Source organism: Parerythrobacter aurantius, assembly GCF_045291475.1.
Taxonomy (GTDB): Bacteria; Pseudomonadota; Alphaproteobacteria; order Sphingomonadales; family Sphingomonadaceae; genus Parerythrobacter; species Parerythrobacter aurantius.
Map to the genome: position 1 here is coordinate 2,550,961 of NZ_CP147985.1, position 23,612 is coordinate 2,574,572.

Annotated in this window: 21 protein-coding genes and 1 tRNA gene; 17 read left to right on the forward strand and 5 right to left on the reverse strand. The window is 63.7% G+C overall.

Going from position 1 to position 23,612, the window contains the following annotated elements; genetic code table 11:
- Nucleotides 1-47 precede the first annotated feature (47 nt).
- Nucleotides 48-932, reverse strand: coding sequence for a phosphoserine phosphatase SerB (serB, locus tag WAB17_RS12705; protein ID WP_435417713.1), 885 nt, complete (start codon nt 930-932; stop codon nt 48-50).
- On the opposite strand from serB, the gene miaA reads away from it, so the two are divergent.
- From miaA to WAB17_RS12745, 8 genes are all read left to right on the forward strand, one after another.
- Nucleotides 925-1,884, forward strand: a complete 960-nt coding sequence (miaA, locus tag WAB17_RS12710) for a tRNA (adenosine(37)-N6)-dimethylallyltransferase MiaA (protein ID WP_435417714.1) — start codon at nt 925-927, stop codon at nt 1,882-1,884. The genes serB and miaA overlap by 8 nt on opposite strands.
- 103 nt (nt 1,885-1,987) lie before the next feature.
- The gene (gene ilvB, locus WAB17_RS12715; protein ID WP_435417715.1) at nt 1,988-3,745 is read left to right on the forward strand and encodes a biosynthetic-type acetolactate synthase large subunit; all 1,758 of its coding nucleotides are present in this window, start codon (nt 1,988-1,990) and stop codon (nt 3,743-3,745) included.
- Nucleotides 3,746-4,152: 407 nt separating this feature from the next.
- The gene (gene ilvN, locus WAB17_RS12720) at nt 4,153-4,668 is read left to right on the forward strand and encodes an acetolactate synthase small subunit (RefSeq protein WP_435417716.1); all 516 of its coding nucleotides are present in this window, start codon (nt 4,153-4,155) and stop codon (nt 4,666-4,668) included.
- 134 nt (nt 4,669-4,802) lie between these two features.
- Nucleotides 4,803-5,822 (forward strand): ketol-acid reductoisomerase, encoded by a 1,020-nt coding sequence (gene ilvC / locus WAB17_RS12725; RefSeq protein ID WP_435417717.1) that lies wholly within the window; start codon nt 4,803-4,805, stop codon nt 5,820-5,822.
- Nucleotides 5,823-5,890: 68 nt separating this feature from the next.
- Complete coding sequence (locus tag WAB17_RS12730) at nt 5,891-6,532, forward strand: YceI family protein (protein WP_435417718.1); 642 nt, start codon at nt 5,891-5,893, stop codon at nt 6,530-6,532.
- A gap of 43 nt (nt 6,533-6,575) precedes the next feature.
- Nucleotides 6,576-7,163 (forward strand): DUF4329 domain-containing protein, encoded by a 588-nt coding sequence (locus tag WAB17_RS12735; protein WP_435417719.1) that lies wholly within the window; start codon nt 6,576-6,578, stop codon nt 7,161-7,163.
- The gene (locus WAB17_RS12740) at nt 7,160-7,762 is read left to right on the forward strand and encodes a DUF6151 family protein (RefSeq protein WP_435417720.1); all 603 of its coding nucleotides are present in this window, start codon (nt 7,160-7,162) and stop codon (nt 7,760-7,762) included. The genes WAB17_RS12735 and WAB17_RS12740 overlap by 4 nt, the downstream gene beginning before the upstream one ends.
- Nucleotides 7,759-8,907, forward strand: coding sequence for an alpha-hydroxy acid oxidase (locus tag WAB17_RS12745; protein ID WP_435417721.1), 1,149 nt, complete (start codon nt 7,759-7,761; stop codon nt 8,905-8,907). The genes WAB17_RS12740 and WAB17_RS12745 overlap by 4 nt, the downstream gene beginning before the upstream one ends.
- Here the strand turns inward: WAB17_RS12745 and WAB17_RS12750 are convergent.
- Nucleotides 8,904-10,028, reverse strand: coding sequence for an epoxide hydrolase family protein (locus WAB17_RS12750; protein ID WP_435417722.1), 1,125 nt, complete (start codon nt 10,026-10,028; stop codon nt 8,904-8,906). The genes WAB17_RS12745 and WAB17_RS12750 overlap by 4 nt on opposite strands.
- Nucleotides 10,025-10,447 (reverse strand): PaaI family thioesterase, encoded by a 423-nt coding sequence (locus tag WAB17_RS12755; RefSeq protein WP_435417723.1) that lies wholly within the window; start codon nt 10,445-10,447, stop codon nt 10,025-10,027. The genes WAB17_RS12750 and WAB17_RS12755 overlap by 4 nt, the downstream gene beginning before the upstream one ends.
- A 239-nt stretch (nt 10,448-10,686) precedes the next feature.
- Here WAB17_RS12755 and leuA point away from each other — a divergent pair, with 239 nt between their 5' ends.
- The 4 genes from leuA (at nt 10,687) to WAB17_RS12775 (ending at nt 16,083) form a co-directional block, all read left to right on the forward strand.
- Entirely contained in the window at nt 10,687-12,357 is a 1,671-nt protein-coding gene (gene leuA / locus WAB17_RS12760) for a 2-isopropylmalate synthase (protein ID WP_435419389.1), read from the forward strand.
- 27 nt (nt 12,358-12,384) lie between these two features.
- On the forward strand, nt 12,385-13,743 hold the full coding sequence (locus tag WAB17_RS12765; protein ID WP_435417724.1) for a M24 family metallopeptidase: 1,359 nt from the start codon (nt 12,385-12,387) through the stop codon (nt 13,741-13,743).
- Nucleotides 13,744-13,980: 237 nt separating this feature from the next.
- On the forward strand, nt 13,981-15,036 hold the full coding sequence (locus tag WAB17_RS12770) for an amidohydrolase family protein (protein ID WP_435417725.1): 1,056 nt from the start codon (nt 13,981-13,983) through the stop codon (nt 15,034-15,036).
- A 69-nt stretch (nt 15,037-15,105) separates the two neighbouring features.
- The gene (locus tag WAB17_RS12775; protein WP_435417726.1) at nt 15,106-16,083 is read left to right on the forward strand and encodes an NAD(P)H-dependent flavin oxidoreductase; all 978 of its coding nucleotides are present in this window, start codon (nt 15,106-15,108) and stop codon (nt 16,081-16,083) included.
- 6 nt (nt 16,084-16,089) lie between these two features.
- Here WAB17_RS12775 and WAB17_RS12780 read toward each other — a convergent pair whose 3' ends face one another.
- Both WAB17_RS12780 and WAB17_RS12785 read right to left on the reverse strand, forming a co-directional pair.
- Complete coding sequence (locus WAB17_RS12780; RefSeq protein ID WP_435417727.1) at nt 16,090-16,833, reverse strand: hypothetical protein; 744 nt, start codon at nt 16,831-16,833, stop codon at nt 16,090-16,092.
- A gap of 148 nt (nt 16,834-16,981) precedes the next feature.
- Nucleotides 16,982-17,470 (reverse strand): NAD(P)H-dependent oxidoreductase, encoded by a 489-nt coding sequence (locus WAB17_RS12785; protein ID WP_435417728.1) that lies wholly within the window; start codon nt 17,468-17,470, stop codon nt 16,982-16,984.
- 81 nt (nt 17,471-17,551) lie between these two features.
- Between WAB17_RS12785 and recJ the strand changes: the two genes are divergently transcribed.
- The 5 genes from recJ (at nt 17,552) to pstA (ending at nt 23,609) form a co-directional block, all read left to right on the forward strand.
- Nucleotides 17,552-19,339: a single-stranded-DNA-specific exonuclease RecJ gene (gene recJ / locus WAB17_RS12790; RefSeq protein ID WP_435417729.1), complete on the forward strand. Its 1,788-nt coding sequence runs from the start codon at nt 17,552-17,554 to the stop codon at nt 19,337-19,339.
- A gap of 92 nt (nt 19,340-19,431) precedes the next feature.
- Nucleotides 19,432-19,506, forward strand: a tRNA-Glu gene (locus WAB17_RS12795).
- A 120-nt stretch (nt 19,507-19,626) separates the two neighbouring features.
- Nucleotides 19,627-20,856, forward strand: a complete 1,230-nt coding sequence (locus tag WAB17_RS12800; RefSeq protein ID WP_435417730.1) for an ATP-binding protein — start codon at nt 19,627-19,629, stop codon at nt 20,854-20,856.
- A gap of 112 nt (nt 20,857-20,968) precedes the next feature.
- Nucleotides 20,969-22,354 (forward strand): phosphate ABC transporter permease subunit PstC, encoded by a 1,386-nt coding sequence (pstC, locus tag WAB17_RS12805; protein WP_435417731.1) that lies wholly within the window; start codon nt 20,969-20,971, stop codon nt 22,352-22,354.
- Nucleotides 22,347-23,609, forward strand: a complete 1,263-nt coding sequence (pstA, locus tag WAB17_RS12810) for a phosphate ABC transporter permease PstA (protein ID WP_435417732.1) — start codon at nt 22,347-22,349, stop codon at nt 23,607-23,609. Before pstC ends, pstA begins: the two co-directional genes overlap by 8 nt.
- The last annotated feature ends 3 nt before the right edge of the window (nt 23,610-23,612 follow it).

A 23,612-nucleotide genomic window follows, 5' to 3' on the forward strand; every position in this document is an offset into this window, starting at 1 on the left:
CTATTTTCGGCTGAGCTACCTGGATAGGACCAATGCGGCATCAGGCACTAGGCGATCGTCCACTCTTCCCGGGGAATTCCGAGCAGGATGAGGATAGAGGTCAGATCGCCCCGGTCGATCCAGCAATGGGCCGCCGCTCGTGCTCCAGGTTTTGCATGGTAGGCAACACCGCAATGCGCCGCTTCCAGCATCGGGATGTCGTTGGCGCCGTCGCCCGCCGCCATGCCGACTGTCCCGGCACCACCTTCCCCTACCAGGCTCAGTAAAGAGGCTTTCTTTGTCGACGCGTCGACGACCGGCCCTGCCAGCGACCCGGTCAGTATGCCGTCGCGAACGTCCAGCCGGTTCGCAACCACGTGCTCGAAGCCCAGCAGGGATGCGACCGGATCGGCGAAATGATGGAACCCGCCCGTGACAAGGGCCGTCCGGCAACCGCGAGCCTTGAGCGTTCCGACAAGAATTTCCGCACCGGGATTGGGCCGCACGCGTTCCGCAAGGCAGCGATCGATGGCGGATTCCTCGAGCCCTGCCAGCAGGGCCACGCGTTCCCGCAACGCATTCTCGAAGTCGAGTTCGCCTTGCATGGCGCGCTCGGTGATTTCCGCGATCTGGGGCTTGATCCCGGCGTAATCGGCCAGTTCGTCGATGCACTCCTGGCCGATCATGGTCGAATCCATGTCGCTTACGAAAACTTGCGGCACGGCAATGGTCCCGTCGGCGATAAGCCCGTCGGTACCGGCAAACTGGCTGTCGAGGGCGGCGCGAAGAAGCCGCGTGCTGCCTGAAAACGTCTCGATCTCTACCAGCACGCCTTCGGGTATGGCTTCTGCCGTGACGGCCAGCGGCAAGCCTTCGGGTTCGAGCGCGTGCTTCAAGGCTTCGATACGGCTCAACAGTCCGTCAGGGTCTGCTATCAGGCGGGCGATGAGCACGCAGCTTTCTCCAGAATCGGGCAACGACCTGCCGCCGCTGGCGCTGATTGCAGGGCCGACCGCCAGCGGCAAGAGCGATGTCGCGGTGCGTCTGGCGCTTGCCTTGCGCGAACAGGGGCGCGAGGCGGTCGTGATCAACGCCGATAGCGCACAGGTCTATGCCGATCTGCGAGTATTGAGCGCCCGCCCCTCCGAAGACGACATGCATGGTGTGCCGCACCGTCTTTTCGGAGAATGGGACGGTGCGCAGGCCTGCTCGGGAGCCGATTGGGCCGGGCAGGCGAAACAGGAAATCGAGGCGGCCCAGACCGCAGGCATTGTGCCCATCCTTGTCGGCGGAACCGGTCTTTACATCCGTACGCTGCTGGACGGAATCGCTCCGATCCCGCCGATCGACCCGTATATCCGGCAGGCGGTGCGTGCACTTTCGCAGGCCGAGGCGCGGTCTGCGCTCGAAATGGAGGATGCGGCAGCTGCGGCACGGCTGGCTCCGGCAGATGCGGCGCGAACCGCGAGGGCGCTCGAAGTGGTGCGATCGACCGGCTGCACGCTCGACCGATGGCAAGAGCGCAAGGAAGGTGGGATCGGCGACCGGGTCCAGCTCTTTCCCTTGGTCCTTCTTCCGGATCGCGACTGGCTCTATGCCCGCTGCGACAGGCGCTATGCGATGATGCTGGAGTTGGGAGCCGTGGGTGAGGTCGAAGCGCTGCTTGCGCGCGGGCTGGACCCCGCCCTCCCCGTCATGCGCGCCATCGGCGTCGCGGAAATCGCGCCGATGCTGAAAGGCGAGCTTGACCGCGCACAATGCATCGCCGCTGGCCAGCAGGCGACGCGCAATTATGCCAAGCGGCAATACACCTGGTTCCGGCACCAACCGCCGGAAGGCTGGCCACGGATCAGCAGCATAGATTTCAATCTGGAAGAGGTTTTTGAAGGATTATTTCAAAATTAGCGTTTGACAGGACATAAACAGACTCGTACACGGGCCTTGGACAACCCCTGGGCCCGACGTTCTCTCAAGGAACGCCGGGCCCGGTTTTATCAGGAGACCGCAAATGCCTGCCCCCACCGAACGCAGCGGAGCGGCGATCCTCGTCGATTGCCTCGTGCGTGAGGGCGTCGAGGTAATCTTCGGCTATCCCGGCGGCGCGGTGCTGCCGATCTATGACGAGCTGTTCGGCAGCGAGCGTATCCGCCACATCCTCGTCCGCCACGAAGCTGGCGCGGCGCATGCGGCGGAAGGCTACGCCCGCTCGACCGGCAAGCCAGGCGTCGTGCTCGTCACCAGTGGCCCGGGCGCGACCAACGCCGTCACCGGCATTGCCGATGCATACATGGACTCGATCCCGATGGTGGTCATCACCGGGCAGGTGCCGAGCAGCCTGATCGGCAGCGACGCCTTCCAGGAGGCGGACACCGTCGGCATCACGCGCCACTGCACCAAGCACAACTACCTGGTGAAGAACCCCGACCAGCTGGCAGCGACGATCCACGAGGCGTTCCGCATTGCCACCTCGGGCCGTCCCGGCCCCGTCCTGATCGACATTCCCAAGGACGTGCAGATCGCGATGGGCGCGGTTGACGCCTCGGAGAAGGCCAAGCCGCTCGCCTCGGCCCGCTACCAGCCCCGTACGGTTGCCCACGCCGATGAGGTGCTGGAAGCGGTCGACATGATAGCGGCGGCCAAGTGCCCCGTCTTCTATACCGGCGGCGGGGTCATCAACTCCGGCCCGCAGGCCAGCGAAGCGCTGCGCCAGTTGCAATTGCTCACCAACGCGCCGCTCACCTCGACGCTGATGGGCCTCGGTGCGTTTCCTTCGGACCATCCCGACTGGCTCGGCATGCTGGGGATGCACGGCACCTTCGAAGCCAATATGGCGATGAACAAGGCCGATCTCATCATCGCCGTCGGCGCGCGCTTCGACGACCGGGTGACGGGCCGTCTCGATGCCTTTGCGCCGGATTCGAAGAAGATCCACATCGATATCGACCGTGCCAGCATCAACAAGATCGTGCCGGTCGACCTCGGGATCGTCGGCGATTGCGGCACGGTGCTTGAACAGGTCATCGCTGCCTGGGGGGATCGCCGCGCGCAGGACATGGGCGAATGGAAGGCCCGCATCGCCGGTTGGCGGGCTCGCGAATGCCTCGCCTATCCCGAAAAGGGTCCGGCTCTCATGCCCCAAAAGGCCGTCGAGCGACTCTATGCCTTGACCAGGGACCGCGAGCCGATCATCACCACCGAGGTCGGCCAGCACCAGATGTGGGCGGCGCAGTATTTCGGCTTCGACAAGCCCAACAAATGGCTCACCAGTGGCGGCCTCGGCACGATGGGATATGGCCTGCCCGCAGCGATCGGCGCGCAGCTGGGCAATCCCGATGCGCTGGTGATCGATATCGCCGGCGAAGCGTCGATCCAGATGAACATCCAGGAACTCGGTACGGCGAGCCAGTATCGCCTGCCGGTCAAGATCTTCATCCTCAACAACGAGTACATGGGCATGGTCCGCCAATGGCAGGAACTGACCTATGAAAGCCGCTATTCGAACAGCTACTCCGACAGCCTGCCCGATTTCGTCCGCCTTGCCGAAGCCTATGGCTGGAAGGGCATCCGCATCGAGGACGAGGCCGGGCTCGATGCCGGGATCGAAGCGATGCTGGCGCATGACGGGCCGGTGATCGTCGATTGCCTGGTATCAAAGGACGCCAACTGCTTCCCCATGATTCCGAGCGGCGCGGCGCACACCGACATGCTGCTGTATGGCGACCATGTCGAAGGCACGATGGACGATGAAGCCAAGGCGCTGGTGTGATGGGAACTTACACAATGAGAAAACCCTTATTCGGTATACTATTGTTGTCCCTGGCTGCGTGCAATCAGACACTTGATGTGGACGCCAAAGGCGATAGTCCAATTGAGTTCACAGATGTGCAAACTGTGGTCCCAGGAACCATTTTTGCGTCGATCAAGGCAGACGCATCTTACGAAGCAATTCAAACCGCATCCAAATCGGCGTGTGGTGACGAGGCCATTTGCAAGGTCATTGTATTTCCCGAAGGAACCGTTCTCCCAACGGCTTTTCCAATGACAGATCGAGAAGTTTCACAGTCCATTGGGAACTATACGCTCAACCGAAACTCTGGCGCAGATGAGCTTTTTGCGAAGTGTGCGGTAGTAGCTGACACTCCCCAAGAATTTTGCATGGCAACCGATTAAAATATGAAAATCACCGAAAAAGCCGCCGAACGTCACGTCCTTGCCGTGACCGTGGACAACGAGCCGGGTATCCTCGCCAAGATCACCGGGCTGTTCACCGCACGCGGTTACAACATCGACAGCCTGACCGTGGCCGACATCACCGAGGACCATGCGATCAGCCGGATCACCATCGTCACCAACGGCCCGCCCGAAGTGATCGACCAGATCCACGCTCAGCTCGAACGCCTGGTGCCCGTGCACAAGGTCACCGACCTGACCGAAGCCGGCCCGCATGTGGAACGCGAGCTGGCGCTGGTGAAGGTCGCGGGCACCGGCGAGAAGCGGGTCGAGGCACTGCGCCTCGCCGACATTTTTCGCGCCCGCCCGGTCGACACCACGACGGAGAGCTTCATCTTCGAGATCACCGGCCCGCCCGACAAGGTCGACAGCTTCATCACCCTGATGCGCGAGCTCGGCCTGGTCGAAGTCGGCCGTACCGGCATCGTTGGCATGATGCGCGGGCCGGAGGGGGTTTGACGTTACGATATGACACCAATCATCGTCATCCCGGGCCTGACCCGGGATCGCGCTTCTCTCTTGCACCATCGCAGGAAAAGCGGGACCCCGGCGCGAGGCCGGGGTGACGGCAGACATCAAAGCGAGGATATGACGTGAAAGTATACTACGACGCCGACGCCGACCTGGGCCTCATCACCGGCAAGAAGATCGCCATTGTCGGCTATGGCAGCCAGGGCCATGCCCATGCTCAGAACCTGCGGGACAGCGGTGTAAAGGACGTCGCCATCGCCCTTCGCGAAGGGTCGGCCACCGCCAAGAAGGCCGAAACCGCAGGCTTCAAGGTGCTGAGCAACAAGGACGCGGCCGCCTGGGCCGATATCCTGATGATCCTCGCGCCGGACGAGCACCAAGCGGCGATCTGGGAGAACGACCTCAAGGGCAATATGAAGCCCGGCAGCGCTCTTGCCTTCGCCCACGGCCTCAATGTCCACTTCGGCCTGATCGAAGCGCCATCGGATATCGACGTTATCATGATCGCGCCCAAGGGCCCCGGTCACACCGTGCGCAGCGAATACCAGAAAGGCGGCGGCGTGCCGTGCCTTATCGCCATCCACCAGGATGCCAGCGGCGCGGCGCATGATGTCGCCCTTGCCTATGCCAGCGGCGTTGGCGGTGGCCGTTCGGGCATTATCGAGACCAATTTCCGCGAGGAATGCGAAACCGACCTGTTCGGCGAGCAGGCTGTGCTGTGCGGCGGGATCACGCACCTGATCCAGGCCGGGTTCGAGACGCTCGTCGAGGCCGGCTACGCCCCCGAAATGGCCTATTTCGAGTGTCTCCACGAAACCAAGCTGATCGTCGACCTGCTCTATGAAGGCGGCATCGCCAACATGCGCTATTCGATCAGCAACACCGCCGAATATGGCGACATCACCACTGGCCCGCGCATTATCACCGCCGAGACCAAGGCCGAGATGAAGCGCGTGCTCGACGACATCCAGTCGGGCCGCTTCGTGAAGAACTTCGTGCTCGACAACCGCGCCGGCCAGCCCGAGCTCAAGGCCGCGCGCAAGCGTGCCGAGGCGCACCCCATCGAACAGACCGGCGCGAAACTGCGCGCCATGATGCCGTGGATCAGCGCCAACAAGCTGGTCGACAAGGACAAGAACTGACTTGGCAGCAAGGAACCGATGCCGCGGCCTCCGGTTGACGAGGCGACGGGAACATTCAGGAGGATCGCATGAAGAAAGGCCTTATTGCCCTCGCCCTGCTGGGCTCGTCCGCATTTGCCGTGACCTCGATCGCGGCGCAGGAGGCCGGAGTGCCCGGCGCCGCGCAGGTATCGCGGGTGACTGCCGGCACCTACATGGTGGATCCTTCGCACACGCAGGTCGGGTGGCGGGTAAGCCATTTCGGCTTCAACGATTACCTTGGTCTGTTTGGAGACGTGACCGGTACGATGGAACTGGATCCCGCCAACGTCGAGGCCGCCAAATTCGACCTCACCATTCCCATAAGCTCGCTGGCGGTTTCGAGCGCCGGACTGAAGGAACACCTTCTGCGGCCCGGCAAAGACGGCGCAGCGCCGGACTTTTTCGGGCCTGATCCGGCCGCTGCAAAGTTCGTTTCCACCGATGTCCGGCGGACCGGGGAGACAACCGCCCTCGTTACCGGCCAGTTGACCATGAACGGCAAGACCGGGCCGGTCGCGATCCTGGTGGAGTTGACGGGTGCCGGCACCAATCCCTTCAACAAGAAGGCAACCGTCGGGTTCGAAGGGCGGGCGGTAATCGACCGGACCCAATGGGGCATTGCCTATGCGGCACCGGCCATCGGTCGCGATGTAACGCTGGACATCAGCGTCGCCTTCGAAAAGCAATAAGCCGGTCGACATCCGGGCTGTGGCGCTTCACAGCCCGGCAGACATGCGTGCCGTCCGTTTCAATGCAGTGATTCTCGCACTGTGCGCGCTGGCATGGATTGCGATCGTAGTCCGGGGCACCATTCGCGCGCACGATAATCCCCATACCGGCCGTGATCCCGTCGCGAGCGACGAAGCCATTGTCGCTTTCGCCCGCACGTCACTGGACGGTATCCAGCGCCGGTCTTTCGCCGAGCGCAAGGAGTATTGCGGCCTCATTCTCGAAGACGACGCCGGACGGCTCGATATCTCCTTCGTGGTCGAAGGTCGGGAAAGCGAATGCGCACTTCCCTGGCTATCGCCGAAAGGGCAATATCCGGTGGCCACCTTCCACACCCACGGTGCCTACAATCCCTCGTTCGACAGCGAGGTGCCGTCCACGCTGGACATGGAGGCGGACATCCACGAACAGATCGATGGCTTCGTGGCCACTCCTGGCGGACGTCTCTGGAAAATCGATTGGCAGGACGAAGTGGCAGAGCAGGTCTGCGGCCAGGGCTGCCTGGCAGTCGATCCGAGGTATCGCGCGCGGCCCTATGACGATATTGCCGTGCGATATACGCTGCCCGAACTTGAGAGGCGTCAGCCATGATCGACACTTTACGCTTCGCCTGCGCCTGTGGCGCCGTGAGTGGCGAGATCGAGCGTGCGGATGCGGTCAGTGGCGATCATGTCGTCTGCTGCTGCTCCGATTGTCGCGACTTCGCCAGGTTGTTCGACAAGGAAGACCGCCTGCTTGAGCCTCATGGTGGTACGCCGCTCTATCAATCGCGTTGCGCGCGCGTGCGCATCGACACGGGAAAGGAGCAGCTGGCCTGTTTGCATATGACAGAGCGGGCAACTACGCGATGGTACGCCGCTTGCTGCGGCTCCCCCATGTTCAACAGCTACAAAAACGGGCGCATACCCTACATCACCACACTGCTCGGAAACTGCGACGCGGGTGATGTCGAGCGGCTGTTGGGTAAACCTGCCGGATACTTGTTCCTCAGTGAAGCGAAGGGGGACGTCAGCGACCTGCCTGCCATGTCAATGGGAAAGCTGATGCGGCGCTTCTTCAAACGCATGCTGGCCGACATCATCACCGGCGACCGTCGACGGTGCGAATTGTTCGTCAGCGGAACACTGCAACCAATCGTCCAGCCACGACGCCTGACGCTGCAGGAACGGCAGGCATTGGGCCGCGCATGAGGCTGTCCGACTGCCACAACATCGACGATTTTCGCAGGCTGGCAAAGGCACGCCTGCCCTGGCCGGTGTTCGACTATATCGACGGGGCGGCGGATGACGAGCGGACCAAGGCGCGCAACACGGCGGCGTTCGACGATGTCGACCTCGTGCCCGATGTGCTTGCCGGTGTCGCCGAGATAGACACCGGCTGCACCATCATGGGCCGCAAGAGCAATCTGCCGCTGCTCCTGAGCCCCACCGCCGTCCAGCGGGCCTTCCACTGGCAGGGCGAAACCGCGGTGGCGAAGGCGGCCGAGAAGTTCGGATTGTGGTTCGGCATCTCCAGTCTCGCCACGCGCAGCATCGAGGAGATTGCGGCGCTGACCGGTGGGCCGAAACTGTTCCAGCTCTATGTCCACAAGGACAAGGGCCTGAACGCCAGCATGATCGAGCGCTGCCAAGCCGCGCAGTTCGACGCGCTGGCGCTGACGGTCGACACGATAGTTTCCGGCAAGCGCGAGCGGTGCCTGCGATCCGGTTTCACCACCCCGCCCCGCTTTTCCCCTAGTGCCGTGTGGAGCTATGCCACTCGCCCCCGCTGGACACTCGATTACCTGCTGCGCGAGAAGTTTCGCCTGCCCAACCTCGATACCCATGTCAGCGAGGGCAGCGGCAAGGCAGTAAGCATCGCCGAATATTTCAACACCATGCTCGATACCTCGATGGACTGGGATACGGCCGCGCGGATCCGGCAGGACTGGGGTGGCACTTTCTGCCTCAAGGGCGTGATGAGCGCCGCCGATGCCCGCCGTGCGGTCGAGATCGGGGCGGATGCTATCATGATCTCCAACCATGGCGGCAGGCAACTCGACGGCAGCCGCGCACCCTTCGACCAGTTGCGGGAGATCGTCGATGCGGTGGGCGGCGAAATCGAAATCATCTGCGACGGCGGCGTGCGGCGCGGGACGCATGTGCTCAAGAGCCTCTGCGCCGGTGCAACGGCGGCGAGCGGCGGGAGGCTGTACCTCTACGCCCTCGCCGCAGCGGGCCAGGACGGGGTCGAACGCGCCATCGGCATCCTCAAGGACGAGATCGAGCGCGGGATGCGGTTGATGGGTGTCACCGGCGTCGACCAGCTTACTGCCGACCGGTTGCGCTGGCGCTAGACCATCTGCGAGAAACAGGCGCGCAACTCGCCCGCGAATAGCTCCGGCTGCTCCCAAGCGGCGAAGTGTCCGCCCTTCGGCAAGTCGTTCCAATACACGAGATTGGTGTAGCGCCGCTCGGCCCATTTGCGCGGGGCGGGAATGATTTCCTTGGGGAAGGCGCTTGCTCCCGCAGGAATGGCAACCTGACCCTCACCGAATTTCGCAAAGCTTTCCCAGTATAGCCGTGAGGCCGAGGCACCGGTCGCGGGCAGCCAATAGAGCATGATGTTGTCGAGGATCGCAACCTTGCTCAGCGCATCGAATGGCGAGCCCGCATTGTCGGTCCACGCATGCATCTTCTCGAAGATCCACCCGGCAAGGCCGACCGGGGAATCGACCAGCCCGTAGCCCACTGTTTGCGGGCGGGTGCTTTGCTGCTTGGAATAGCCGGAGTCCCATTCCTGATAGTATTGCAGAGCCTTGAGCGCTTTCAGCTCGTCTGGCGAAGGATTGGCCAGATCGTCCGGGCCGGGCCGACCGATGGGCATGTTGACATGGATACCGATGCAGCCCTGTGGAGCCTGCGCGCCGATGGCTGTAGTCACTGCCGAGCCCCAGTCGCCGCCCTGCGCGACCCAGCGGGTATAACCGAGCCGCTCCATCAGTTCGGCCCAGGCCCGTGCGATCTTCTCCACGCCCCAGCCCGTCACCGCCGGTTTGCCGGAAAAACCGAAACCGGGCAGCGACGGGATCACGAGGTGGAAGGCCTGTTCGCCCTCGCCCGGTTCGGTCAGCAGCGGGATGACCTCGAAGAATTCCCGGACCGAACCGGGCCAGCCATGCGTCATTATTAGCGGCAGCGCGTCGTCGCGCGACGAGCGGACGTGCAGGAAATGGATGTCGAGCCCGTCGATCTCCGTCACGAACTGCCCGAAACCGTTGAGTTTCTCCTCGCAGGTGCGCCAGTCGTAGCCGTCCCGCCAATAGCCGACGAGGTCCTGCAAGGCGGCGAGCGGCGTGCCCTGCGACCAGTCGCTTACCGGTTCGGACTCGGGCCACCGGGTGTCGTCGATCTTGCGATGCAGGCGATCGAGTTCCTCTTGCGGGACGTCGAGAACGAAGGGCCGTATCGCACTCATGCGGTTGCGGCCTCGGACGCGGCGAGCACCCGCGCCTTGTCCGCCAGCAGGATCGTGCTCGTCGCCTTTGCCAGGACAGTCCCGTCCGGCGATTTGAGATGCCCCTCGTAGAAGCCGGTCCGCTTGCCGTGCCGCTCGACCCAGCCTTCGGCGATGACCATTCCCGGGCGTGCGGGCGCGAAGAAGCTGACCTTCAGCTCGAGGCTCATCGGCACTATGTCCTGGCCGTTTAGCGCAATCGCCGCATGCGCCATCGCTGCGTCGATCCAGCCCGTGATGAAGCCGCCCTGCACCACCCCGCCCGAATGGCACATGCCGGGCCGCGCCTCGTATTCGAGCGTCGCCCTGCCCGCCGGGTCGAGTTCGACTACCCGCACGAAGCCCAGCGACTGCCCGAGTGCGTCCGATTGCACTGCCATAGCGATCCTTCCCCAAACGAAACAATGTTGCCGGCGATGCCCGTGCCGCTTTGCCTTTACAAGCCCCGCCGCAGTCCGCATAGGAGCGGCATGGTTACGAAGACCGGCCTGCTTATTCGACTTACACGCCCTTGGGCGTGACGACTGGCGTGCCGGCAGAGCGCGTCACGCGCTCAAGGGGCTAGCACGACCGACCCGACATTTCTCGAAAAGCCGAACCGATGACCAGCCAGCGTAACATGCTCACCGATCCCTCGACCAAGTATCGCGCCTTTGCCCAGGTGCCGCTGCCCGACCGGCAATGGCCGAGCCGCACCATCACCGCCCCGCCCCGCTGGCTCAGCACCGACCTGCGCGACGGCAACCAGTCGATCATCGACCCGATGGACGCGGTGAAAAAGAACCGCTTTTTCGACCTGCTGGTGGAAATCGGGGTGAAGGAAATCGAGGTCGGCTTCCCCAGCGCGGGCGCGACCGAATTCGACTTCATCCAGGGGCTGGTCCGCTCGGGTCGCATTCCCGACGATGTGACGGTGCAGGTGCTGACACAGAGCCGCGAGGAGCTGATCCGCACCAGCTTCGAAAGCCTCGACGGTGCGCGGGCGGCGATCGTCCATCTCTACAACGCGGTCAGCCCCGCCTGGCGCGAGATCGTGTTCGGGATGACGCGCGAGGAAGTTATCGGCGTGGCTGTTGCGGGCGCACGCGTCCTGGCCGACGAGGCCGGGAAGCGCCCCCATACCGAGTGGCATTTCGAGTATTCGCCAGAGACGTTCTCAACCGCCGAACTCGACTTCAGTATCGAGGTCTGCGCCGCGGTGATGGACGTCCTCCAGCCGACACCCGAAAGGCCGATCATCCTCAACCTGCCGGCCACGGTCGAGGCGGCGACCCCCAATATCTACGCCGACCAGATCGAGTATTTCTGCCGCCACCTGCCGAACCGCGAAAGCGCGGTGATCAGCCTGCATACCCACAACGATCGCGGCACCGGCGTCGCCGCGGCGGAGCTCGGCCTGATGGCGGGCGCGGACCGGGTCGAAGGCTGCCTGTTCGGCAATGGCGAGCGGACCGGCAACTGCTGCCTCGTGACCATGGCGCTCAACATGTACACGCAGGGGATCGATCCGGGCCTCGACTTCTCCGATATCGACCGCGTGATCGAGACGGTCGAGTACTGCAACCAGATCCCCGTCCACCAGCGCCACCCCTATGGCGGCGAGCTGGTCTACACCGCCTTTTCCGGCAGCCACCAGGATGCGATCAAGAAGGGCTTTGCCGCCCATGCGAAGCAGAACGACACGCTGTGGCGCGTGCCCTATTTGCCGATCGATCCGGCCGACCTCGGGCGCAATTACGAGGCGGTGATCCGCGTCAATTCGCAGAGTGGCAAGGGCGGCTTCGCCTGGGTGCTGGAGCAGGACAAGGGCCTCAAACTGCCCAAGAGGATGCAGGCCGACTTCAGCCCCCATGTCCAGCGCGTGGCGGACGAACTGGGCCGCGAACTCAATGCAGGCGACATCTGGGACGCTTTCCGCCACGCCTATTACGTCAAGATGGAGCCGCGCCGCTTCCGCCTCGTCGATTACGAGGAAAGCCGCGCCAGTGACGGCACGCGCCTGTTCGCCGGAACCATCGAGGTCGATGGCAAGGCGCAGAGCGTATCGGGACGCGGCAACGGCCTGATCTCCAGCGTCATGACGACCCTGCGCGAAGCCTTCGGTGTGGAGCTGGAAGTCGTGGACTATACCGAACATGCGCTCGGCGCCGGCACCAATGCCAATGCGGCGGCCTATCTCGAGTGCCGCACGCCCGATGGGCGCACGGTATGGGGCTGCGGGATCGACGAGGATGTTGCGACCGCATCGGTCAGAGCCGTGCTCAGCGCAGCCAATGGTGCGGAAGCTTAGGGACGAGTTCGAAAGGAGCCGAGAAGGATGCGGGGACTGGTCAGGATATTGCTGGCGCTGGCGGCCATCGCCGCTCCTGCCATGGTCCATGCAGCGCCGCGCATACCATTGTCGGATATCGAGCAAGCCTCGCCGCAGATGCCGCCCATCCTGCCGATGCGCGAACGGGCGGAACTGGTCGACCGGATCCTGGCCGAACGCCTCGATACCGTTATCCCTGCGATCATGCGCGAACAGGGCATTGACCTGTGGGTGCTGATGTCGCGCGAGTATTTCGAAGAGCCGGTGCTGGCCACCATGCTCGACGCCGAAAACATGCATGCGCGGCGACGGACGATCCTGATCTTCCATGATCCCGGCGACGGTCAGCCTGTCGAGCGATTGACGGTGAGCCGCTATGGCCTGGCCAACCTTTTCGGCTCGGCCTGGGACCCTGCCGAGCAGCCCGACCAATGGCAGGCAGTTGCCGCTATCATAGCCGAGCGCGACCCCCGCAAGATTGCCATCAATACCTCGGACATCACGGCATTCGGCGACGGCATGACCCTGAGCCAGTACCAGGCCATGACAGCGGCCCTGCCGGAGAGATACCGCCAGCGGATTGTCTCGGGCGAGACGCTATCGGTGCGCTGGTTGGAGAGCCGCACGCCGCTGGAGCTGGAAATCTATCCCGGCATCGTGCGGATGGCCCATGCGCTGATCGCCAGGGCGTTCTCGCGCGAGGTCATCACTCCGGGCAAGACGACCGCTGCCGACGTGCAATGGTGGTACCGCGAGACCCTGGCCGGATTGGGCCTCGAGCCATGGTTCCACCCCTCTGTCGGCATCCAGCGTCAGGGCGTCAAAGGTATGCTCGACGGTGACACGGTGATTCAGCCCGGCGATCTGCTGTGGACCGATTTCGGACTGACCTATCTGCGGCTCAACACGGACACACAGCATCTCGCTTACGTGTTGAGGCCGGGCGAAACTGCGGCGCCAGCCGGGCTGGTCAAAGGGTTGGAGGGAACCAACCGGGTGCAGGATATCCTGATCGCTTCGTTCCGCGCCGGGGCAAGCGGCAACGAGATCCTCGCTGTCGCGCGCCGCAAGGCTCTGGCGGAAGGTCTGGACCCGTCGATCTACAGCCACCCCATCGGCTTTCACGGCCACGGTGCCGGATCGGCTATCGGTTTCTGGGACAACCAGAACGCGGACCCGCGCGGCGAGTATCCGGTCCATGCCGGCACCACCTGGTCGATCGAGCTGACGAGCTATGCGGCCGTGCCCGAATGGGGCGGCCAGCGGGTCGATTTCCGTTCCGAAGAAGACGCCTGGTTCGACGGTGAGACGGTGAGGTACCTCGACGGCAGGCAGACCGTCCTGACCCTCATCCCTGCGGAATGATCCCGGCGGTGTGCGAGGCATTTCCTACAACGGCCAAAGCAGGCATTGTGGAGCGATGAACAGCATAGCCCCTCATCACTCGACGAAAGCGCCCGCCGAAAGAGGGTCTGTGAAAAGTCACACCGCCACTTGGCAAATGCACCGCAAGTCTATGACTTCCTTGGAGATTGGCGAAAGGTCACGGTTTCGATTTCCGCAATCGGGGTCAAGCTGTGACAGGGATGGAGAGAGCCTGACATGACGACCGAAGCGATTCTGGAACCCGATCTGCCGATCATCGATCCGCATCACCACCTGTGGGACCTTCGGGCAATGCTGCCGATGTTGCAGGAACCGCACCACGATTTCGTCGCCGCGCTCGTCGATGCGGCCTATTACACTTTCGACGAATTGCAGGCCGACACCAAGGGCGGGCTGCCGGGCGGCCACAACATCGTCGGCACCTGTTTCATGGAATGCGGCGCGTTCTACAATGCGGCCTATGGCGAGGCGAAGAAAGTCGTAGGCGAGGTCGAGTTCGTGAACGGCGTCGCGGCGCAGGCGGCGAGTGGGCTGTACGGCGACTACCGCCCCTGCCACGCGATCCTCGGCCATGCCGACCTGACATTGGGGGATGGCGCGCGGCCGGTGCTCGAGGCTCTGATGGCAGCGAGCCCGCGCTTCAGGGGCATCCGTCACCAAGGCGCATGGGACGCCGACCCGAGCGTACTCGGCGCACCGTTCCATGCGCCCGAAGGTCTCTATCGCGACAGCACCTTCCGCGAAGGCTTCCGGCACGTGGGCGAACTGGGCCTGACCTTCGACGCCTGGATACTCGAACCTCAGATCGGCGACGTCACCGATCTTGCCCGCGCCTTCCCCGACCAGCCGATCGTGCTCGACCATTGCGGAACACCGCTCAATATCGCCAGCTATCGCGGCAAGCTGCACGAGAACTTTGATCGCTGGCGGCGCAGCATCCACGAGCTGGCCGAGTGCCCCAATGTGAGCGTGAAGCTCGGCGGGCTGGCCATGGCTTTCTGCGGCCTGCCCGAGGACGGCCCGGCCAAAGGTTACGGCTCGGAGCACCTCGCAGCGCTCTGGCGACCCTATATCGAGACCTGCATCGAAGCCTTCGGGCCTGAACGCGGGATGTTCGAGAGCAACTATCCGGTCGACCGCTGGGGCGCGAGTTACGATGTGCTGTGGAACACGTTCAAGCTGCTGGCGCGCGGCCATTCCGAGGGCGAGAAGCGCGCACTCTTCGCCGGAACTGCGGCTCGGGTCTATGGCATCGAGGACCTGCTCGCCTAACCCACTCGACAAGACCTGCCCTGCCGCATAAGCGCAGGGTCGATTGCAAAGAACAACCGGAGTTCATGGATGCCGCTTCCCGCCCCGTTCGATCGCCTGCGCCTGCCCGTCATCGGTTCGCCGCTGTTCATCGTCTCCGGCCCGGAACTGGTAATAGCGCAGTGCAAGGCGGGGATCATCGGCAGCTTCCCCGCGCTCAACGCGCGCCCGCAGACCTTGCTCGACGAATGGCTGCACCAAATCACCGAGGAACTGGCGAAGCACAATCGCGAGAACCCCGATCGCCCGGCCGCCCCCTTCGCGGTCAACCAGATCGTCCACAAGTCCAACGACCGGCTCGAAGCCGACATGGCGACCTGCGAGAAATGGCAGGTGCCGATGGTCATCACCTCGCTCGGCGCGCGGGAGGACATTTTCGCCGCGGTGAAGAACTGGGGCGGGATCACCATGCATGACGTGATCAACAACCGCTTCGCCCACAAGGCGATCGAAAAGGGCGCGACGGGGCTGATCCCGGTCGCGGCGGGTGCCGGCGGCCACGCGGGGACGCTTTCGCCCTTCGCGCTGATGGCGGAGATCCGCGAGTGGTTCGACGGGCTGGTGGCGCTGTCCGGTTCGATCGCGCACGGCCGGTCAGTACTGGCGGCACAGGCGCTTTCCGCCAACTTCGCCTACATCGGCAGCGCCTGGATCGCGACGCATGAGGCGAATGCGGACCAGGGCTACAAGCAGGGCATCGTCGACGGCAGCGCCGAAGGGATTGTCTATACCAACCTCTTCACCGGGGTGCACGGCAACTACCTGCGTTCCTCGATCGAGAGCGCTGGGCTCGACCCGGACAACCTGCCGGTCAGCGATCCGTCGAAGATGAACTTCGGCAGCGGCGGCAACACCAAGGCCAAGGCATGGAAGGACATCTGGGGCTCCGGCCAGGGTGTCGGCGCGGTCAAGGCAGTTGAGTCGGTCGAAGAGCGCGTCGTGCGCATGGAGGCCGAATATCACGCCGCCAAGGCTGCGCTCGACCTGGCTACTGCGCCCTTTCACTGAGGTCCCCTAGCCTGCGAGAACCCTGACCAGCCGTCCGTCGGGCGTAGGCTGGAGGCTCAGGGGAAGTCCGGCGGTGGAAACCAGATGTTCGGGCTCAGCCAAGGTGCCGCGATACATCATTTGCTCGGCGATACGCAAAGCGAGCCTGTCTGTCTCCGCCCGGTCGCCAGCACAAACAGTACGATCGACCAGCAATTCCTGCCCCGTGAAATACGCGAGGCCGAAGGTCTCCGTCATACCGTCCGGGCTACTTCTCACTGATATGAAGAAACGCGCCGGGATCGGGCCACCTTCAGTCCAGCGTTGGATGGCATCGACGAACGCCGGCCGGTCGATCACCGCCCCCGAGGCGGTCCAGCAGACGCTGCGACATCCACGGAGCGTTCCGGCGAAATCGCTCGCCAATTGGGCGAGGCTACGAAAAATGGTAGGACTCGATTGTCCCCCACGCAAATGCGGGCCCAAGGTGAGGCCGATGCAGGGCATTCCTGCATCCGGCCGATCCGCGCCCTCGCCGAACCAGGTGGCATCGGAAGGCAACTCGTGCGCGCGTCCCGGCGCAAGTCCCGTGCAGTCGAAGGTCAGACCATCCCGGCACAGCTCGAGCCAGAGGATGTTGTTGCAACCTTCCGTGGAGATCGTGGGTAAAGCTGTCGTCCGGTCCAGCGTTACGGCCACGTCGGCCAGTTGATCCACCGCCCGGAGAAATGCGGCACCATCCGGCCGCTGGTCATGGTCGAATGCCAGCATCAGATCCGTGCGCGTGTGCGCCGGATGGTCCGTTCCCATTTGCGGTTCGATCGCCCGACCCTCCCTTAACCGGAACCCTCTATCTGGCGGAAAGCCGTTCGCTAGTCGAGGCCAACAGCTTGTAAAATCTCCGGAATGGACCAAGCAGTCAGAAGATACCCAGACGCAGCCCTTCAGCCATGGCGCTGCCGAGCGTGCGGCATCGGGCAAGATCCGGGGCCGCAACCTGTTTCGCGGCCAGTATGGCATCGGCATCCTGCGCCCCGGTGCAAATGATAAGCGGTTCGGCCACACGGCGGAGGCGCCAGCCTGTCGCGATCCGGTCGATTTGGCGCTGTGCACCCTCGCCGTCCGATCCGGCCGCTATCGCGGTCGCATAAGGCCGACCCTGGATACGGCCCAATACGGGGTAATAGCAGCGGTCGAACATTTCCTTCATCGCGCCGCTCATGCCGGCCAGGTTTTCCGGACAGGCGAAGATGTATCCGCCCGCTGCGACGAGATCTCCGGACTCTACAGCTTCGGCTGCCAGCAATTTTGCCACGGTGCCAGCCCCATCCGCCGCCGCAGCAGCCATAGCTCGGGCGGTCCCGGTGCGGCTGTGCCACACGATCAGCAGGTTCGGCTCGCGTGCCATGGACCATCGCTCGAGCCGCAAGGGGCAAAAGTCAATGGTACGCCATTTGCGCGGTGCCGCTGCTGGGGTACAACGCGCGCTATGGCATCGCGCACGCATTCCTGTGTCTTCGGGGTTTCGACGTCCCTTTCCGGCAAAACGTGGCAGTGGCGCGGCGGGAACATGGATCTCGGCGGAGGGGTTGCTGGGCTGGAGGATGACATCGTCACCCAGTTGCTGCTGTCGCGTGGTGTCGAGCGGGAAGAACTGGAGCTGCACCGGTCCCCCACACTGAGCGCCTTCCTCCCGGACCCGTCTTGTTTTCGCGACATGGATGTCGCGGCCGAGAGGATTGCGCAGGCGATACTCTCGCGCGAAGCGGTCACGATTTACGGCGATTACGATGTCGATGGCGCGACCAGTGCCGCCTTGCTTGTAAAGTTGTTTCGCCTGCTCGGGCACGATGCGCGATATTACATCCCGGACCGTCTGCTGGAAGGATATGGACCGGGCGGCGAAGCGCTGGTGCGGATCGGTCAGGGCGGATCGAGCCTCGTCGTCACGGTCGACTGCGGCGCAATGGCCCATGAGGCACTGACGATGGCGCGGGACGCCGGCGTGGATGTGATCGTGGTCGACCACCACAAGTGCCCGCCCGACCTGCCCCCTGCGATCGCGCTGGTGAACCCCAACCGCCTCGACGAAAGCGACTTGGCGGCATCGCATGGTCACCTTGCCGCCGTAGGGGTAGCGTTCATTCTCGCCATCGCAGTAGTGCGCACCTTGCGCAACTGCGGCTATTTCGCCGAGCGAGCCGAGCCGGATATCCGGGGGCTGCTCGATCTGGTGGCGCTGGGAACAGTCGCGGATGTCGCTGCGCTGCGCGGGCTGAACCGCGCTTTCGTCTCTCAGGGTCTCAAAGTCATGGCGCGGCGCAACAATATCGGGATGAGTGCGCTCATCGATGCCAGCCGGCTCAAGCGGGCGCCTGTATGCAGCGACCTCGGTTTCGCTCTCGGTCCCCGGATCAATGCAGGTGGACGGGTCGGGGAATCAACTCTCGGCGTGCGGTTGCTGACGACCGAGGATGCCGATGAAGCGCGGGAGATCGCAGCGCAGCTATCGGCGCTTAATGAAGAGCGTCGCGCGATCGAGGCTGAGGTGCAGGAGGCCGCCGAGCAGCAACTTGCAGCCCAGCACAATCGGTCGGTGCACATACTTGCCGGCGAGGCCTGGCATCCCGGGGTCATCGGCATCGTGGCCGGGCGGATCAAGGAAAAGACCGGGAAGCCGAGCATCGTCATCGCGCTCGACAAGACTACCGGTCAGGGCAAGGGGTCCGGCCGCTCGATCGCAGGCGTCGATCTCGGTGCTGCAATCATCGCTGCGCGGGAACAGGGCTTGCCCGTGGCCGGGGGCGGTCATGCCATGGCGGCAGGGCTGACTGTCGCGGCGGACGGCGTCGAGGCTCTTGCGGACTGGCTGGAAGAAAGGCTGGCTGCAACGGTTGCAGGCGCCATCGCCGGTCAAACGCTGGCGCTCGACCTCGCAGTGGCGCCTAAAGGGCTGACGCCCGACCTCGTCTCTTCGCTGGAACGGGCCGGCCCATACGGTATGGGCTGGCCCGGTCCGCGCGTTGCCGTAGGACCAGTGCAGCTTGTTAAGGCTGACACGGTCGGCAACGATCACCTGAGGCTGATAGCAGCAGGTCCCGACGGCGGCTCGATCAAGGCGATCGCGTTTCGGGCAGCCTCGACCGACTGGGGACAAGCGATTCTCCACAACGGGCGCGGCCGCAAGTTGTGGCTGGCAGGGCGCGCAAAGATTGACGATTGGGGCGCGCGCCCGGCCGCCGAACTGCACCTCGAAGACGCTGCCTGGGCAGACTGAGGAAGGCGAGTTTCGCGAAATGGAAAATGTGGGGTTGACCGGTCCGGTTCACATCCCTAGTAGCGCGGCTCGCCTCCGGGACCGGACCATTTGGCCCGTTCGTCTAGCGGTTAGGACGCGGCCCTTTCACGGCTGAAACACGGGTTCGATTCCCGTACGGGTCACCACCCGGAGGCGCATTTCCATTCGATCGAGCAACACGGCTGCGTCCGCATACCTATATTCGGTGCGCGGTTGTTGGCATTCGTCTGGCGTAGCTTCGACAGTCCTTCTAAGGCGCGGCGGTGATGGACGATTCTTCCTTCTCGTGGGGTGGTTTTGGGCTTGCAGCCGCCACTTCCGCTGTCCTGGTGTTTGCAGGTCTCCAGCCGCTTCTGGCGCTTCTGCTGCTGATCGTGTGGGCGGGAACGCTCTGGCTCGCCATGCCTGCCCCCAAGATCGCGCCGGCTCCCGTAGTGGACACCGCCTTTTCGCGCTCTGGGCTCGCGGACATGATCGAGCATTCCGGCACACCGCTGATGCTGAGCGAACGCAGCCGTGTCATCATCGCCAACAAGGCCGCGCGCGAGCTGCTCGGCAACCACATCCTCGGACAGGACGTCAAGGTTGCCCTTCGCCATCCGGATGCGATCGCGCTTACGGAAAAGGGTACAAGCGGCGAGGCGATCATTACCGGTCTCGTTCGGCCGAAGGATATCTGGCAGGTCAGCCGATACCAGATGGATGCCGGGCTCGCGGTCATGGAGCTCATCAACAAGACAGCCGAAGCCGACATCAGCCGGGCCCATACCGACTTCGTTGCCAATGCGAGCCACGAATTGCGCACCCCGCTCGCCTCCATCATCGGCTATGTCGAAACCCTGCTCGAAGATCCTGCTGGCATGCCGGTAGAAACACGGACGCGTTTCCTCGAAACGATCCTTCGCGAAGCAAGGCGGCTGCAAAGCCTTGTGGCGGATCTCATGTCGCTTTCACGTATCGAAGCGGAAAAGCACGAGCGGCCGCAAACACCGGTAGCTCTGGAAGCTGTCGTCGAGCACGCAGCCCGCGATGCCGCCGCGCATGATGGGCGGTTCGACCGGTTGGAACTGGACATCGATTGTACCGCGACCGTGGCGGGCGACGCGCAGCAACTGGAGCAGGTCGTCCGCAATCTGGTCGACAATGCGTTCAAGTATGGCAGCCAGTCCGAGCCGGTCACCGTCCGATTGGCAATCGTTCAGAACGGCGATGCGCAGATAGACGTTATCGACCGCGGTGTAGGTATTGCGCCGGAACATATACCGCACCTCACCCGGCGCTTCTACAGGACGGATCCGGGTCGTAGCCTTGCTTCGGGGGGTACCGGGTTGGGTCTCGCCATCGTCAAGCATATCGTCCAGCGCCATCGCGGCCGGCTCGATATCGCCAGCAAGGTCGGGGAAGGCACGCGGATATCCATTCGTCTCCCGGTGCTCGCGCTTTCCGACAATGGGGCCGTGCTGCGACCGCGCGACGTCGAACGGAGCCGCGGATGATGGCGGCCATAAATTGTCACGAATGTGCCATAAATCTCCCCCATCGCCGCGCTGAGCCTGCCGTTTTTTGCGGGCGAGAAGCACTCGTCCATCCCAGGGGCCAATCGGACCAATGTCTCCAGCATTCCTGATCCTGCTGGCCCTCGGGCTTGGTCTGCTCGGCTGGCTGGCCGGCCGGGCCCGGGCGTGGTCGTTCCTCAAGCAGCCCGCTGGTCCCCACGTCGTGTCGAGGCCGGGTTATCATGCCTGGTACGTCGCGCTCTGGGTGGCGGTGCCATTGCTGCTTTTCGCCCTCGTGTGGGGCCTGCTGTCGCCATATCTCGTGCTCCAGTCCGTGCTCGCCGATCCGGCGGCGGCCAACCTGCCGGCCTTTGGTCTCCAGCGTGAAACCATGCTGGCCGAGGCCCGGGCCGTGGCAACGGGGAATGCGACAGCCGTGTTCAACCAGGGCGCGCAAGGCCTGGTCGAGCCCTATCGCAGCGCGCTCTCTTTCTACGGGTTCGTCGGCGCGGCGCTTGCAGCGGCAATTGCGGTGGTCTGCGGTATATGGTCCTACACCCGGTTGAAACCCGCTTTCCATGCCCGCCACCGGGTGGAAGGCACGGTGATGGCAATCCTCCTGATCGCATCGCTGGTGGCCATCCTCACGACCTTTGGCATCCTCGCAAGCCTTGTCTTCGAGACCATCCGTTTCTTCGGGATGGTCTCGCCGGTCGATTTCCTATTCGGGACGACCTGGAACCCGGATCCGATGTCCAGTGCGACAGCCCCCCAAGGCGATCGCTATGGCGCTCTGCCGCTCTTCTGGGGGACGCTGTTCATCGGTGCGATCATCGCCATGATCGTGGCCATCCCGCTGGGCCTTATGAGCGCGATCTATTTGACGCAATATGCCCCCCCGGCGTGGCGGCGGTGGCTCAAGCCGGCGCTGGAGATCCTCGCCGGCGTACCGACGGTCGTCTATGGCTATTTCGCCGCGCTGACGGTGGCCCCGGCCATTCGCGAACTGGCGCAATCGGTGGGCATCGCTAATGCGTCGAGCGAGAGCGCGCTGGCTGCCGGGCTTGTCATGGGAGTGATGATCATTCCCTTCGTATCCTCGATGGCGGACGACAGCATCGCCGCCGTGCCGCAAGCCATGCGCGACGGCAGCCTGGCGATGGGGGCAACCAAGTCTGAAACGATCAAGCGGGTCCTGATCCCGGCGGCCCTGCCCGGTATCGTCGCGGGCATCATGCTGGCCATCAGCCGCGCGATCGGAGAGACCATGATCGTGGTCATGGCCGCTTCGACGGCCGCCAACCTTACGGCAAATCCGCTCGAAGCGATGACGACCGTCACTGTGCAGATCGTCGCCCTGCTGACGGGCGAAGGCAGTTTCGACCATCCCGCCACCCTGTCCGCCTTTGCCTTGGGCTTCGTCCTGTTCCTCGTCACCCTCGGCCTCAATTTCTTCGCTCTGAGCGTCGTCAAGCGGTTCCGCGAAGCTTATGACTGATCAAGCTGCCACTCCCTTAGGGCCAACCCGTACCCCGGCGTTCGAGCAGCGGCTGCGCAAGCGCTATGCCGCCGAGCGCCGCTTCAAATGGATCGGCTTCGGGGCCATCGGTTTTTCGATCGCGATCCTCGTTTTGCTGCTGGGCAATATGCTAGCCAATGGCATCGCCGGCTTCCAGCGCGACGAACTGAGGGTAACGATTGATTTTGCCTCGTCCGGCATTTCCGGCGATCCGTCGGTGCTGGCGTCCGATGGGGCAATCCAGACACTTCAGCTCCAGGGTTTGCCGCAGGTCGTCGAAGCTGCGGCTGTAACCGAACTCGGCGCCGCAGGGGCCGCAGAGCTGAGCGGCGAAGCTTGGCGCGAGGTGGCACAAGCCATCGTGGCCGACCCTGCGCTGCTCCAGAAGAGCACGACTTTCTGGTTGCCAAGTTCGGGCGATCTTTCACGCGGCATCGACGGCGAGGGCTCGCCCGAATTGCAGCAACTGGCGCGCCAACTGGTCGCAGACGGCAAGCTCGAATCGAATTTCGACAGCGGTTTCCTGGCGCGGTCGGATGCGACCGATCCCCAGATGGTGGGCATCTGGGGTGCGCTGAAGGGATCGATCCTCACTATGATCGTCACCTTGGCGTTCGCTTTCCCCATCGGGGTCATGGCGGCGGTCTATCTCGAGGAATACGCGCCGAAGAACCGCTGGACCGACATTATCGAGGTTTCCATCAACAACCTTGCCGCCGTGCCTTCGATCATCTTCGGCCTGCTGGGTCTGGCAGTGTTCCTCTGGATATTCCCGAACATGCGGTCCGCCCCGCTGATCGGCGGCCTCACCCTGGCGCTCATGACCATGCCGGTCATCGTCATTTCCGGCCGCAATGCGATCAAGGCGGTCCCGCCTTCCATCCGTGACGGGGCGCTCGCAATCGGTGCCTCGCCGGTGCAGGTCGTCTTCCACCATGTCCTTCCGCTCGCCCTGCCCGGGATCCTTACCGGTACGATCATCGGCATGGCACGGGCACTGGGGGAAACGGCGCCGCTGCTGATGATCGGGATGCGCGCCTTCGTCGCGACACCCCCGGACGGCTTCACCTCGCCGTCGACTGTGCTGCCGGTCCAGATCTTCCTGTGGTCGGATGAAATCGACACGGGGTTCATCGAGCGGACCAGTGCCGCCATCATCGTTCTTCTGCTGTTCCTCCTCGTGATGAACGGCCTCGCCATCTACCTCCGCAACAAGTTCGAGAAGACCTGGTGACCC